This is a genomic window from Bacillus sp. TH19 (assembly GCF_016651075.1).
Taxonomy (GTDB): domain Bacteria; phylum Bacillota; class Bacilli; order Bacillales; family Bacillaceae_G; genus Bacillus_A; species Bacillus_A mycoides.
Genome location: NZ_JAEKEO010000010.1, coordinates 1,229,307 through 1,245,334 on the forward strand (window position 1 = coordinate 1,229,307; position 16,028 = coordinate 1,245,334).

General features: G+C 36.9%; 1 protein-coding gene and 1 pseudogene. One reads left to right on the plus strand and one right to left on the minus strand.

Annotated features, from left to right (window positions below):
* Positions 1-10 precede the first annotated feature (10 nt).
* A pseudogene (locus JFU54_RS24105) lies at positions 11-15,042 on the minus strand (DUF7507 domain-containing protein).
* 122 nt (positions 15,043-15,164) lie between these two features.
* Here JFU54_RS24105 and JFU54_RS24110 point away from each other — a divergent pair.
* Entirely contained in the window at positions 15,165-16,025 is an 861-nt protein-coding gene (locus JFU54_RS24110; RefSeq protein ID WP_201066623.1) for a GNAT family N-acetyltransferase, read from the plus strand.
* Positions 16,026-16,028 lie beyond the last annotated feature (3 nt).

Sequence of the window (16,028 nt, forward strand, 5' to 3'; positions counted from 1 at the left end):
TCTTTTTTGATTAACGCCACCAAATCCAAGTCCAAAAGTAATTTCGTATATTTCGAGGAGTAACGCGTATGAAACGTTCACCGTCAAAGAAACAATTTAAATTTGGAAGTGTTTCATCTGGATTTTCTGGAATGAAGGTGACGATGTTTTCGTTACTTGTAATGGTTACTGTGATTGGTGGATCGGTAGGAGAGACTTGAAGTTGTAAAGAAACGTTTGCCGTGTTTTTAAATTCATTATTAATAGGTGGACTTATCACTTGTACTGTGAATAACACGATAATTGTTTCGTTCGGTTCCAAATTAGTAGCGACTAGGAAACCGATATTCGGATTCGCTAGTGGAGAGCGTTCCCCATTAATGAAGACCGTACCGTTCATAAATTGTAAACCTGCTGGAATGGTGTCTTGTAATGAAATATTTGAAAGTGAAATCTCGGAAGTATTCGTAATATGCACCGTATAATCAAAATATTGGTTTAAATAAGCTGAGCTAACGGAAGCGTTTTTAAGCACAGTTGCAGTTATAAATTGAACTGGTATGCGAACAATGTTCGAATTAACGATGAAAATAATAATTGGATCCTGTGGTGTCAATTGGAAAGCAGCTGTAACTGTTGCGGAATTGATAATTGTACTGTTTGAAGGGATAGAAGTTACGAGAACTTTAAATGTTATAGTTGCTACTCCATCTGCCGATAAGGAACCAATGTTAATACCAGTGTCTGGTCGAATATTTGGAACCGGAGTACCGTTAATTGTTACACTGTTTTCTATAAATGTTGTATCAGCTGGAATCATATCTAAAACGGAAGTACTTACTGTAGGAATTGGGGAATGATTAAATACCTCTAATGTGAATGTAATAATATCTCCTATAACGACAGAAGATTTGTCAGCGTTTTTCTCAATGCGCACCATTGGATCAACGATCGTTGTTGTAACGGTATTTGTTTGCTTTGTAATTGTAATAGGTGGTTCATTCGGATCAATGGTAACAGTATAGGAAACAGAAGCGTCGTTATTGATAGCAGTTTGAAGAGTCGAAGAAGATATTGTTACTTGGAACGTAATGACAACAGATTCATTAGGAGCAAGGTTTCCTAATGGAATACCATTTTCAGGATTCGCATTAGGCTGATTGATCCCGTTAATCGTAACACTGCCAGTAATGAAAATTGTATCTACTGGTACGGTATCTATGGCAAGAAGGTCTTCAATCGTTACATTACCGCTATTAGTAATTGTAATTGTATACGTTAAAGTTTGACTAGGTAATGCATTCGTGGCATTAACAGATTTTATGGCAACGACATTATCATTTTGGACAGTTGTTGTGACAGTATTTGTTGTAGTCGTATTTGTAACAGGTAAGTTATTTGGGTTGACTATATAGTTAAAAGTAGTAATTGCTTTGTTGCTGAGTTCATTTGGTGTTGGAATAGAAGTCACAGTTACTTGGAAGGAAGCGATGGCATCTCCACCTACAATTATAGTACCAATTGGTATGCCGCTTACTGGATTAACTCCCGGAACAGTTTCTCTGTTTACAATGACACTATTTTCTATAAACGTAGTACCTTGAGGAATAATATCTTGAATGACTACATCATCTGCTGAAACATTACCAGTTTGATTTAGTGTAATCGTATACGTTAACGTATCACCGACCGTTGCAAATGCAAGGTCAACAGCTTTATTGCTATTTAAATTCGCGTGATGAATTTCTGTTACGGCAGCTGATGAAATAATAGTTTCGGTAATAGGTGGCCTATCTGGTACCGTGTATTCATATTCAATTGTACTCGTGTTAGAGATTGGATTTGTTTGCGGAATGGAAGTAACCCGGACTTGGAATAGAATAGTTGCTGTCGTATTAGGCGGAATGTTATCAATTGGTATACCGCTAAGTGGATTGTCATTTGGACGAGCGTTGCCATTCACAATAACACTATTCTCTATAAAACTCGTATTTGCTGGAATGATATCTGTAACAATAATGTTTTCCACTTGTATATTCCCATTATTTATGATGGAAATTGTGTAAGAGATAATAGTTTGTAGGTCAGCATATTGGATAGGCGTTGTTTTTGTAGCAATTACATTAGCAGAAATAACTTCAGTGAAGGTAATATTACTAGTCGATATTTGTTCTTCCCCATTTATTGTATAACGAGAAGTTGATTGATTTTGAACATGGCCGCTAGCTGGAAGAGCTACGACGGTAACAGAAAATGTGACTGGAATAGAAATGTCAGGAGCAATCGTTCCTACAAGTATACCGGCACTTGGATTGGCGTTAAGCTGAGGAATATTATTTACTAAAACACTACCGTCTATAAAGGTTGTTCCATCAGGAATATTGTCTGTAAATACAACAGCAGTAGCATCCGTATTCCCTGTATTCGTTAAAGTTGTTGTATAAGTTAAAATGTCACCAATCGTTACAGAAGTTAAATCAACAGTTTTCAGTGAAACGATATCAGCGTCATTAATTTGAACGAAAGTAGTATTGGAAGTAGTAGATTTTTGAATTGGTGCAAAGTCAGGATTGAAAATAAAGTCGTAGACGATGTTTGCAGTATTAGGTGTTGGATTTACAGCAGGTAAATTCGTAACGGAAACTTGGAATGTTATTGTTGTCGATTGACCTGACGCGATATTAGCAATGGAAAAGCCGATATTCGGATCTGCTGCAGGAAGTACAGTATTGTTAACTATTACACTTCCCGGAATAAATACTGTTCCATCTTCTATAGTATCTGTAAAAAAGATGGAGTTAGTTGTAGTGGATCCGTTATTTTGGATTAATACTGTATATTCAATGATTTCATCAATATTAGCTAATACTTTATTAGCGGATTTTGTAGCGATAAGAATAGTGTCAATAAATTGTATATTTGTACTATTGGAAGAGGTCGTTTCTGAAATTGGTGGTGAGCTTGGATCCGGTTGATATTCATAGTGAATGACAGCGATATTATTAATATTATTTTGTGAAGGTATAGAGACTACATTTACTTGGAACGTAACGAGAATCGTGTTATTTGGAAGGATAATGCCAAGGGTGATTCCAGTAATTGGATTTTCGTTAGGTCGTGTTATGCCATCTACAAGGATGCTATTTGGAACGAATGTGGTTCCAGCTGCAATTGCGTCAATAAGTAGTGCATTTGTAATAGCTACTGTACCAGCGTTTGTAACTGCGACTGTATATGTGATAATTTGGCCGATACGTGTAATGGATCTATTAGCGGATTTAATTGCACTAACATTTGCCGTCCGCACTTCAGTGTTTACTGCATTTGATAACGATCTACGCTGAATAATTGGAGAACTAGGGTCAATTTGGTATTCATATGAAGTGTCTGAAATGTTAATGACCGTATTGCCGGAAGGTATACTTGTAAGTTGTACTTGGAATGAAATAGTGACTGTTTCATTTGGTTGTATCGTGCCGAGAGTCACTCCGTTTTCAGGATTCGCGCCAGGCTGAATCACATTATTTATTGATAAGCTATCTTCAATGAATATCGTACCTTCTGGAATGTTATCAATGAACATAGTATTGTTAGCTGGAACGGTTCCTATATTTTGTAGTGTATTTGTATAGGTAATAATTTGCCCAATTGATACGAAAGTTATATCCGCGTTTTTAACAGAAATAATATTTGCATTTTGAAGTGATGTTGTAACAATGTTAGAATTTGCAGAGCGATTCACCGGTGGAGCTGTAGGAATACTTACATATTGATAAGTTGCTGAAGATTGATTTATAATTTCGGTTTCAGTAGGTGGATTGTTTGTTTGCACTTGAAATAGTATTGTTTTGGAACTGTTTGCTGGAATCGTTCCAATTGGTATTCCATTTTCTGGATTTGCACCTGGCTGCAGGACACCGTTAATTGTGACACTATCGGGAACGAATGTAGTCCCAGCTGGAATAGAATCTGTAAAAATAATATTGATTGCGTCAACATTGCCGATATTTTTCACTTCAGAAATATAAAGTATAGTTCCACCAATATCTACAGTTATTGGATTGGACGTTTTTGTAATTGTCAATTGTGCTTGCACAAAATTTGTAATGACAATATTACTTGTAGATGTTTCAGTAATAGGCGGCTGGCTTGGATCTGGTTGAATTGTATATGTTGTATTGGCTTGATTTGTAATAGAATCTTGCGAGAATGAATTATTAATAAGAATTTGAAACGAAATAAGGTGAGTAGAGTTTGCTGCAAGGTTAGGCAAAGTAACACCTACGTTTGGATTGGCACCAGGTATAGCTGTTCCGTTAAGTGTAAAACTATTTTCTACGAATGTAGTCCCATTTGGAGTAGAATCTAAAAATGAGAGATTAGTTGCTGAGATATTTCCGTTATTTTCTAATGTTATCGTGTAGGTCAAAATATCGCTAGTTGTTGCTTGTTGTGCATTGACTGCTTTTAAAGAAATGATAGTCGCATCTGAAATTTGTGTGGATGCTGGATTAGAAGTAATTGTACGAGAGATGATAGGAGAGGTTGGATCGGCGATAAAAGTATAGTCAATACGGGCTGTATTAGAAATTGGATTCACGCTTGGAATGGATTGAACGATAACTTGGAATGTGACGGTGACAATTTCTGACGGCGCGATGGCGTTTAATGGTATCCCTACGTTTGGATCGGCACCTGGAACGGAAACGCTATTAATGGTCACGCTATTAGGAATAAATGTAGTTCCTTCTGGGACCAAATCTGTTAAATTAACTGTATTTGCAGTTGTATTTCCGATATTTTGAACGACTACTGTGTAAGTGATTGTACCGTTAGTAGATTGTACGAGAGAATCTGTATTTTTAATTACGGATAACGATGCATCAACGACAGCTGTATTAACCGTATTAGATGAGGATGTTGCTGTAACTGGAGGTTGACTTGGATCGACAATATACGTGTAACTTGTAATGGCTTGATTTATAATCGCCCCTTGCGGTGGAATAGAACTTGCAAGAAATTGGAACGTAATAGTAGCAAAATCACCTGGTGCGATAATACCAACTGGAATACCGAGAGTTGGACTTGCATTTGGAAGTGACATTCCATTTAACGTAACGCTATTTGGAACGAATACTGCACCTACAGGAACTCCGTTTATGAGCAATACAGAATTTGCAGGGAAGTTTCCGGTATTTGTTAATGTTGCTGTATACGTAATTATATCTCCGATGGATACGATTGATCGATTTGCTTCTAAAACAGTAGTAACGGTAGCGTTATTAATTTGTGTTGAAGCGCCATTAGAATTTATTGTGCTTGTAACAGGAGGAGCTGCCGGGTCAACAATGAATGTGAATTGAATAGATCCAACGTTTGTAATTGGGTTTGAAGGTGGAGTAGATGCAACCATGACTTGGAAAGTAACAGTTAAGGAACTGTTCGTACTAACGGTTCCGATATTAACCCCGTTATTTGGATCTGCCCCTGGAATGATACTTCCATTTACAGAAAAACTATTTTCAACAAAGGTCGTTCCAGCTGGAATAAGATCTGAGAAATTTAAATTCGTAGCGTTTGTATTGCCGCTGTTTTGAATCAAAACTGTATAAGTGATTGTGTCTCCGATATTTGCAAAGGCTGTATTAGCAGTTTTTACAGCTGAAAGTATTGCTGAATTAATAGAAGTAACGAAGACGTTCGTTTCCACATTGCCAGGCTGGGCTTGTAATGAATTGCCTACGTTATATTGGAAGTTAACAAATCCTAAGTTTTGGAGTTCAGGTGTGAACGTTGTTGGATTGCTTACAATTTGAACTTGGAATATGATTGTTACGATTTGATTTGGAGTTATTGTATTTATGCCAACACCGCTAATAATAGAAGCGGATGGTAATGGAGTGCCATCAACAACAACTGATCCTGCAACAAATTGTGTCCATGTTGGTAAAGGATCTGAAAAAATAACGTTGTTAGCAGGAATATTTCCTGTGTTCGTAATAGTAGTTGTATACGTAATCGTATCACCGATAGTTGCAAAAGCTTTATCTCCTATTTTAATAGTGTTTAAAATAGCACTTTCAATTTTTGTTGTAACGCTGTTAGAAGTAATATTTTTTGAAACTGGAGGATTTGCTGGATTAACGATATGTTGGAAGCTAACGCTAGCTTGGTTGGAAATTGGATTTATAGGCGGAATTTCATTGGCATTAATATGAAATGCTACGCTGACAGATTGGTTTGGCGCGATATCACCAATTGGAACACCTGTAATTATATTTGCATTTGGGATGCTAATTCCGTTAAGTGTAAAACTATTCGGTTCAAAGGAAGTTCCGGCTGGAATAAGGTCGGTAAAAATAACATTCGTTGCACTAACATTTCCGCTATTTGTAATTGTAACGGAGTAGACGATATCTTGCCCAATATCTACTGTTTCCACATTTGAATTTTTTTGTGCAGTAAGGATAGCGCTATTAATTTGTGTTGTCGTTGTATTCGATTGATTGGAAGTTGTAATAGGTGGCAGGCTAGGATCAACGACATAATGATATGTGGTAGAAGCAAAATTAGAAATTGGATTAAGTGTTGGAAGTGTAGTAACAGTTGCTTGGAATGTAACGATTGCCGTATTACCCCCATTAATTGAACCTATGTTTACACCAGTAGACAAATCAGCGTTTGGAATGGTTTGCCCATTAACTGTGAAACTGTTTGGAATGAAACTTAAATTGCTATCAAGAATATCGATAATAGTTACATCAGTTGCAGCCACATTCCCTGTATTAGGAAGGTTAAGTGTAAATGTTATTGTATTACCAACATCCGCAAAAGTAAGATTTGCTGTTTTTGTACTAATAATATTTGCGTTGTTTATTTGAAGAAGTGTAGTGTTGGAGCTAGCTGTATTCGATACCGGCGGATTACCTGGATCAACAGTAAACTCATATGTCGTTGATGCTGTATTCGGTGCTGGATTAATAGGTGGAATGCTGTTCACTGTAACTTGAAAGACGATACTATATATTTCATTTGGTGGAAGTGCTGCAAGTAATACACCTGTATTTGGATCCGCATTAGGTTGTAAAATGCCATCGACAGTTAATGTGTTAGGAATAAATGTGAGTCCACTTGGTAATACATCTGTGAATACAATATTAGTTGCATCCGTATTGCCTACATTGGTAATAGAAGTAGTGTAAAAAGCAGTTTGCCCGACATCTGCAAAGGATAAACTTTCATTTTTCGTCATAGATAATATAGCTTCTCTAATTTGTGTTGAAACAGGATTACTAATTGAAGTTTCTGCATCAGGCGGTGAGACTAATTGGTACGATGTCGATGAGACATTTACAATTGGATTTTCAGTTGGTAATGAGGTCACGTTTACTCGGAAGGAAACATTTACTGTAGACCCAGCTGTTATAGGCCCAATATTTACACCGTTCGTTGGATTCGCACCACTTTGAGGAATTCCATTGATAGAAAATGTGTTTGCAATAAAAGTAGTTCCGCTCGGCACGGTATCTGTGAATATAACATTTTGTGCGGAGGAATTTCCATTGTTTGTTAAAGTGACAGTATAAGTGAGTGTGTCTCCGATATGGCTAAATGCTTTATCAACTTGCTTTGATGAAAGAATGGTAGCTGTATTAATTGTAGTAAACGTTGTGTTTGAAGTAACATTTCTTGAAACAATTGGTGCATTTGGATCAGCGATAAATGTGTAAGAAGCAGTAGCGGAGTTGGCAATGGGATTTTGAACAGGGGTGGAAGTAGCGGTAACTTGAAATGCTATAGATATTGAGCTGTTAGGAGCAATTGATCCAATCGTTATACCTGTATTAGGATTAAGACCAATTTGTGTGATGCCATCTATTGTAATGCTATCAGTAATAAACGTTGTACCATCTGGAATAAGGTCAGTGAAAGTAATGTTAGTTGCATTTGTATTACCACTATTCTTTAAAATGGTCGTATAGGTAATGGTATCACCTAGTGTTACAAGCGTTTGATCGACTGATTTTACCATCGTTATCATGGCATCTAGTACAGGATTTGTAACGATATTCGTTGAAGTAGAAGTTGTAATAGGAGCTCCGCTTGGATCAACAGTATAAGAATATAAAATTGTGTCATTATCCATAATCGAGCTTGAAGGGGGAATAGAAATAACATTTACTTGGAAAGTAACAGTTACAGTTTCACCGGGTGCGATATTTGGTAAATTTACTCCAAGTGCTGGTTGCGCACCAGGTTGCTGAACTCCATTTACTGTAACTGAATTTGGTATGAATGTAGTGCTAGCTGGAATAGCGCTTGTGAATGTTATATTCGTTGCTGCTGTATTCCCTGTATTTGTAATAGTAGTGGTATACGTAATCGTATCTCCAACAGACACTATAGATTTATCAGCACTTTTTGTTGTAGTTAATATTGCACTATTTATTGTCGTAGTAACGGTATTAGATGAAACGGTTTGTGTTATAGCGGGTTGACTTGGATCAACAATATGCTGAAATTGTATAGAACTAGAATTAGAGATTGGATTTATACTTGGAATGTTTGTTACAAGTACGTTTATCGTAATAGTAGCCGTGCTACCGGGATTTATATTTCCAATCTGAATTCCACTCGCTGGATTGCCTATTTGCTGCGTACCAGAATCATTTATAAGAGTTCCAGAAATATATGTCGTTCCATCAGGCAAAATATCCGTGAAAATTATATTTTGTGAAGTGACATTTCCAGGGTTATTTAATGTAATTGTATAAGAAATTGTATCGCCGATCGTTGCGAAATTTTTATCCGCGGATTTAACCGCTACAATTTCCCCGGAATTTATTTGTGTCGAAACAGAATTGGATGTTGTACTTCGTGAAACGAGTGGTAAATTAGGTCCTGTCATAAATTGATAATTAATAGAAGCATCATTTACAACCGGTGAGTTTGGTCCACCAGGTCCAATTGTGAAAATTGGATTTGGAATACTAACTACTTGCACGAGGAAGGTGACGTTTATAAAATCTCCTGCAATAATATCTCCAATAGGTATCCCATTCGCTGGATTTACTCCAGGTAATAAAACCCCACCTACTCGAACGCTATCTTCTATAAATACTGTATTATTTGGAATCGGATCTGTAAAAATGATATTAGTAGCAGTCGTGTTCCCTATATTTTCTAATAAAACAGTATACGTTAAAAATGAATTTCCAGGTGCTACGTCAGAAAAGATACGATCCACACTTTTCGTTGCTTGAATGATTGCTTCATTTATTTGAACTAAGACCGGATTACTAGTAGCCGTTTCTGTAACAGGCGGCTCGGTAGGGTCAATAATGATAGAGTATGTTGTACTAGATTGGTTCATCGTAGGGTTTGAAGCTGGTATTGAACCGACAATAGCTTGGAAGCTGATGGTTGTCGTTCCTCCAACTGGAATTGGGTCTAAAGGAACCCCGTTATCTGGCCTAAATCCGAGTTGTGGGTGGTATTAATTTGTACGCTATCAGGAACGAATGAAAGTTCAGGTGGTACTATATCGATAAAAACAGGTGTGTTTGCAGTTGTATTTCCGTTATTAGTGAGAGTAGTTGTATACGTAATTGTATCGCCAACAGCAGCAAATGCACTGCTCGCAGTTTTTGTTGCGATAACGGAAGCAGTATTTACTTGTGTAAAAGTTTTATTGGATTTAACTGTTCGTGAAACAGGTGGTTCATTAATATCTACAATAAAACTATATTGAAGCGATGATTTATTAGGGATTGGATTAGGATTTGGAATCGTTGTAATGTTTACTTGAAAGCTGAGTATAACTGATGCATTTGAATTTATGTTACCGATATTGATACCATTTTGCGGATTTGCATTAGGAATGGTTGTTCCATTTACTGTAAAACTATTTGGAATAAACGTTGTACCATCTGGAATTAAATCTGTAAAAATAACATTGTTTGCGGTAGTGTTACCGGAATTAGTAATGGTAGAAGTGAAAGTAAGTGTATCTCCAATAGTAGCGAATGTTGAATTGACAGTTTTATTTATAGATAGAGTAGCATCAATAATTGGAGTAACCGTTGTGTTTGTAATTGTACTACCAACAGCAGGTGATTGGTTTGGGTTCACTGTATATTCATAATTTACAAGGGCATTATTTGTTAATGTGCCACTAGGCGGTATCGCTAAAATTTGTGCTTGAAAAGCAATAAATACAGTATTACCTGGTGGAATATCTGCTAAGTGAATACCAAGTGATGGATTTAATCCTGGTTGTGGAACATTATTGATAGTTACGGAGTTTTGGATAAATGAAGCTCCTGCGCCAAGCCCATCCGTTAAAATATTTGCACTAGCAGGGATATTACCTGTGTTTGTAACTGCAATCGTATAGGTAACGATATCTCCAATTGCAGCTGTCGGTGTATTCACTGATTTAGTAGCGACGATCGTAGCGTTATTAATTTGAGTTGTTATTACGTTACTTAACGCATTGGCGGATGCTGGAGGTAAGTTAGGATTTACGACATATTGGTACGTTGTATTACTTTGGTTCGGGATTGGATTTGGACTAGGGATGGAATTTACTATTACTTGAAATGAGATTGTTGTATTTGTATTGGGGTTTATTGGATCAATTGCTACGCCATTTGCTGGATTTATATTAGGGAGTGTAGTACCATTTACTGTTACACTATTTGGAATAAATGAAGTCCCACTTGGAATGGCATCTGTAAATACTATATTTGATGCAAGTGTATTCCCGTTATTTGTTAAAGTAGTCGTGTACGTAATAATATCATTTACGTTAGCAAACTGTTTATCTGCAGATTTTGTAGCGGCAATTGAGGCGTTATTAATAGTTGTCTGTACCGTGTTAGAAGCCACCATCTGCATTACAGCTGGCTTGGATGGATCGTACGTATATTGGAATGTTGTGCCTGATTGATTTGTAATCGGATTTACAGCAGGGATAGTTGGTACAAGAACCTGGAATGCAACGGTTCGTGATGAATTCGCTCCTATCGTACCGATAAAAATACCGTTAGCAGGATTTGCATTTGCTATAGGGACATTGTTAATCGTTACAGTATTAGGAATGAACAGGGTACCCGCTGGAATGATATCTGTAAACGTTACATTAGAAGCAGGGATATTCCCGTTATTTGTTAAAATAGTCGCATATAATATGACATCACCAACATCAGCGAAATTTGTGCTCGTTAGTTTTGTAGCAACAATATTAGCAGTATTAATTTGTGTAGTTACTATATTACTAGTAGCGTTTTTCACAACAACAGGTAAATTTGGATCAGCGATAAAGTTATATTGAAGTGAAGCGCTATTTTGAATTGGATTTGGTGAAGGTAGCCCATTTGCACTTATTTGAAAAACAATCGTTGTAAAACCACCTGCAGGAATGGAGCCGACTTGAAGGCCGGTACTTGGGTCTGCACCTAGCTGTAAAGCGCCACCTATAAAAATACTATTTGGTACGATAGTGGTGCCGGGAGGGATGATATCGGTAACAACAACATTGTTTGCTGTAGTATTGCCAAGGTTAGCTAAGGAAATTGTATATGTGATTGGTTGCCCGACATCGGCAATAGTTAAATCTACCTCTTTGACAATAACTACATTTGCTAAATTAATTTGTGTACTTACAGTATTACTTAAAGATGTTTCTATAATTGGTGGATCACCTGGATTTAGAACGAAACTATACTGTGTACTCGATGAATTAGTTGTTGGATTTTGGGCTGGTAAAGCAGTGACAGTTACTTGATAAGAAACGGTAATTAATCCGCTAGCAGGAATAGAAGGTAACAGGACACCGATATTTGGATCTGCATTGTTTTGCAAAACGCCATTAATAAGAAAAGTATGTGGAATAAAGGTAGTACCATCTGGATTTATATCTATGAAAGTAGGATTATCAGCAGAAACGCTTCCTGCATTCGTTAAAATAACGGTATAAGTTAATATATCTCCAACAGTAGCGAACTCTCGATCCACTGATTTTGCCGAAATTACATTTGCATCATTAACTTGGATAAATGTAGTGTTTGTAGTTGTGTTTGTACTTACAGGAGAAGCGTTTGGATCAACGATAAAGTTATAGGAGATGGAAGCGCTATTCAAAATAGGATTAGGATTTGGAATACTAGTTATTAATATTTGGAATGAAGCTGTAATTGTAGTATTAGCATTGATGCTACCAATATTGATGCTAGCTGGTGTTGCGCCCGGCTGAGTAACACCGTTAACTATAACACTGTTTGGCACAAAGGAAGTGCCATTCGCAATGGAATCGGATAGTAATACATTGTTCGCTGTAACATTTCCATCGTTTGTAAGAGCAAAGGTGTAAGTTAATACATCTCCAACTTCCGCAAACGTTTGACTTACAGATTTATTAGCATGAAGATTTGCTAGTCTAATTGTTGATGTAACAGAATTAGAATTTGCTGTTTTTGAAGTTGGTGGCAGGCTTGGATTTACAGTGTAAATATAAGAGGAGAAAGCGTTATTAATGATAGGGTTTTGTGCAGTAATGTTAATGACTGTTACTTGGAAGGATAAGGTGAAAGTAGATCCACCAGGAATTGTGCCGATAGGTAAAGCAACGAGAGAATCTACATTTTGCAAAACTCCGTTGAGCGTTACAGAACCTAATGTTAATATCGTTCCATTTGGAAGTGGATCTGTTAGTTGAACGTTATTGGCGGCCGTATTTCCACTGTTTGTAATAAGGATTGTATAACTTATCGTTTCGCCAATTGTGGCAAATTGTTTATTTGTAGACTTTGTTAATGTTAAATTCGCATTGTTAATTTGAGTAGTAATGACGTTAGAAGAAATGTTTTTCATAATGGGTGATTGGCTAGGGTTAACGGTGTACTGATAAGAAGCGCTTGATCCGTTAGATACGGCATTTGACGCGGGTATTGTGTTTACTACTACTTGAAATGAAACACTTTTGGTTGTGCCAGTTGGGATGGATCCTATGTTCACACCATTAGCGGGATTAGCGCCAACTTGTGTCGAGCCATCTATTGTTAAACTGTTAAGGACAAAAGTTGTTCCTGTAGGAATGACATCTGTAAAAATAACATTGTTCGCATTCGTATTACCTGTACCTGTAAAGGCAACAGTGTAAGTCAGGGTATCGCCAATATCTGCATAGTTTTTATCTACTGATTTCGTCATTGTTACAGTTGCATTATTCACTTGAGTGGAGACAATATTTGTCGTATCAGTTCCACTTACTGCCGGCTGATTTGGTACAGGAATGTATTGATATGTTGTTGTACCACTATTTAATATTGGATTTGTTTGGGGGATAGAAGGAACGAATACTTGAAATGAAATGGTAGTAGTAGAATTTGCAGCAATAGATCCAATGGATATACCATTAGCAGGATTTGCTACCCCTTGAGTAACCCCGTTAACAGTTACACTCCCTGGAATGAAAGTAGTCCCGCTAGGAATCGGATCCGTATATATAACGTTCGTTGCAGCGATATTTCCTATATTAGCTAAGGCAATACTGTAAGTTAATGTTTCACTAATATCGGTAAAAAGTTTGTTAACTGATTTTGTGCCATTAATATCTGCGAGGTTAATTTGTGTTCCTGCAGAGTTACTTGTTGCAAGACCGTTAAAAGTCGTTCCTCCGGCAATCGGTGTATATTGAAATGTAATATTAGCAGTGTTAGAGATAGGATTTTGACTTGGAAGAGAAACGACAGTCGCTTGGAAAGCTACTGTACGAGAAGAGCCATTATTAATTGTCCCCAGAGATATACCGGCGACCGGATTTGCGTTTGTTTGTGGTACGTTATCTATCGTTACGCTTCCAGGTATAAAGGAAGTACCGTTAGGGAGAACATCTGTAAAAGTAACGTTATTTGCAGGAAGAAGCCCGGTGTTAGGAACAGTAACTGTATAGGTTAGAATATCTCCAGTTGTAGCGACACTTTTATTCACGATTTTAGTTGCTTGTATATTAGGTGAGTTTATATTAATTTGTAAACCGACTGTATTTAACATATATGCATCTCCGTTAGTAGTTAAACGGATTGCGGCGGAAACTTGGGAGTTTGTTAAATAAGGAGAAATATCAATGGAAGTAATGTCCCATCCTTGTCTTCCAGCGGAGATATTTGTACTTGTAGAGGCACTCTGGTTTCGCGTTCCAAATGTACCAGTTGTATCTAAGTTCCCTGCAGCATTATTAATTTGAGAACCGAAGAAATTATTAACAGCATTATTTGGCCCAGATAATGCATTTAATGAACTGAAATTTGGTCCAAATAAAGCTTGATCCCCAGTTAAATCAGCATCCCCTTCAGTAGAACTTAAAAATAATCTCCCGCTTACAGGTCCCCCGGCAGGTGTTAAAAACCCTGAGACAGATACATCTGCACTACCGGTTTCTACAGAAACACGGTTACCAGCTACGTAAATTGTTAAATTTCTTGCGGGTAAGGAACCGTTTTGATAAGCGACAATAAGCGTCCATCCTGCAGAATTAATGGCTCCATTAGAAGCGTCTAAAGGATCTACAAGTCCAGGAACAGAACCTGTTGTATAAGATCCAGATCCAGCAGCTTGAACGAGCGACGTTACATCCGCTGATCGTGTATAAAATCCAAATGTGACAGATCCAGAAACAAATGTTTGATTTGAAGCTGTAACAGCCGAGGGGGTAATTGAGTATGTTGACACAGGTGTTGTAAAAGAAACGGGGTTTCCTAATACACTCGTAATGTTTTGATCCCGAGATAAATAGTTTCCGCCCCAAACGAGTTCTGCGTAAAGAATAGTACTACCAGCAGGGATATTCAAAATAGCGGTAGAACTATTTTGTGTATAGTTTAACGTTGTACCTGCAGGAAAAGTAGTTACTTGTAAAGCGGTATTCGTAGTTACGAATGCACCAATTGCACCGATTGTACCAGCACGGTTTAGATTGCTAATTTTACTTAAACCTAGTGTGTTTCCTGTAATAGCGAGTGCGCCGTTAGTGGTGGTAGAAAATCGATTCGTAATGGGCATGTTGTCACCTCATTTACAATATAGTCTTGGTCAAAATAGGATATGTGTGTGACTGGTAAAGGGAAACATGTACAAGTTGATTTGATAATAATGATTTAAATGTCTAGATAAGGAGATGGAGAATGATTGAATTGAAAATGAGAGTGGAGCGTCTGAGGAAAGAAGATACAGAGGATATTGTTGCATTATCTTCATATATTGGATGGGATTATAACAAAGAAGAAGTTGAAACGATTTTTAACTCCGGTATTGTATACGGCGTATGGAATGAGAGAAAAAAACTTATTGCAAGCGCTGCAATTATATTATACGGAGAAGTGTTAGTGTCAATAGGAATGGTAATTGTACATCCAGATTATAAAGGAAGAGGGATTGGAAAGATAATAACGGATTCATGTGTTAAAAGCGTATCAACTCAAACCCCAATTATGCTTATTGCCACGGATGAGGGAAAAGTTTTATATGAAAAGCTAGGATTCAGGGCTGTTAGTTATGTTTCTAAATACATATGTAACTCGTACAATGCGAATTACCATTGTGTAGGAAATGAAGAGTATATTGTGAATTATGAAGAACGTGATTTAGAAGAAATAATACAAATAGATAAAGATGCATTTGGAACAAATAGAGAAGAGTTTTTAAAGTATCGAATTATACAAAGTGAACAATGTATTGTTACAAAGGATGCACAACAAAATGTATTAGGATACGGTATAAGTATACAAACGCCAGAAAATAAAATAATAGGACCAATTGTTGCTAAAAATGATAAGATGGCAATGAGAATGGTACATTATTTAGTAAGAGAACATAATGGTAAATTGAGAATTGATGTACCAGAAGGAAAGAAAGATTTCATGAAAGAATTAGAGATTATCGGTTTTAAAAAGGTTAATACACCACCAATTATGATGAAAAATAGCGATAAATTATTAAAAAGGAATAATGAGCTATATAGTATTGCGGCACAAATTTTTGGATAAAAA

What these genes read in the sequence shown, in the direction of transcription:
- JFU54_RS24110 (WP_201066623.1), top strand. Translation starts at nt 15,165, where the DNA reads ATGATTGAATTGAAAATGAGAGTGGAGCGTCTGAGGAAAGAAGATACA.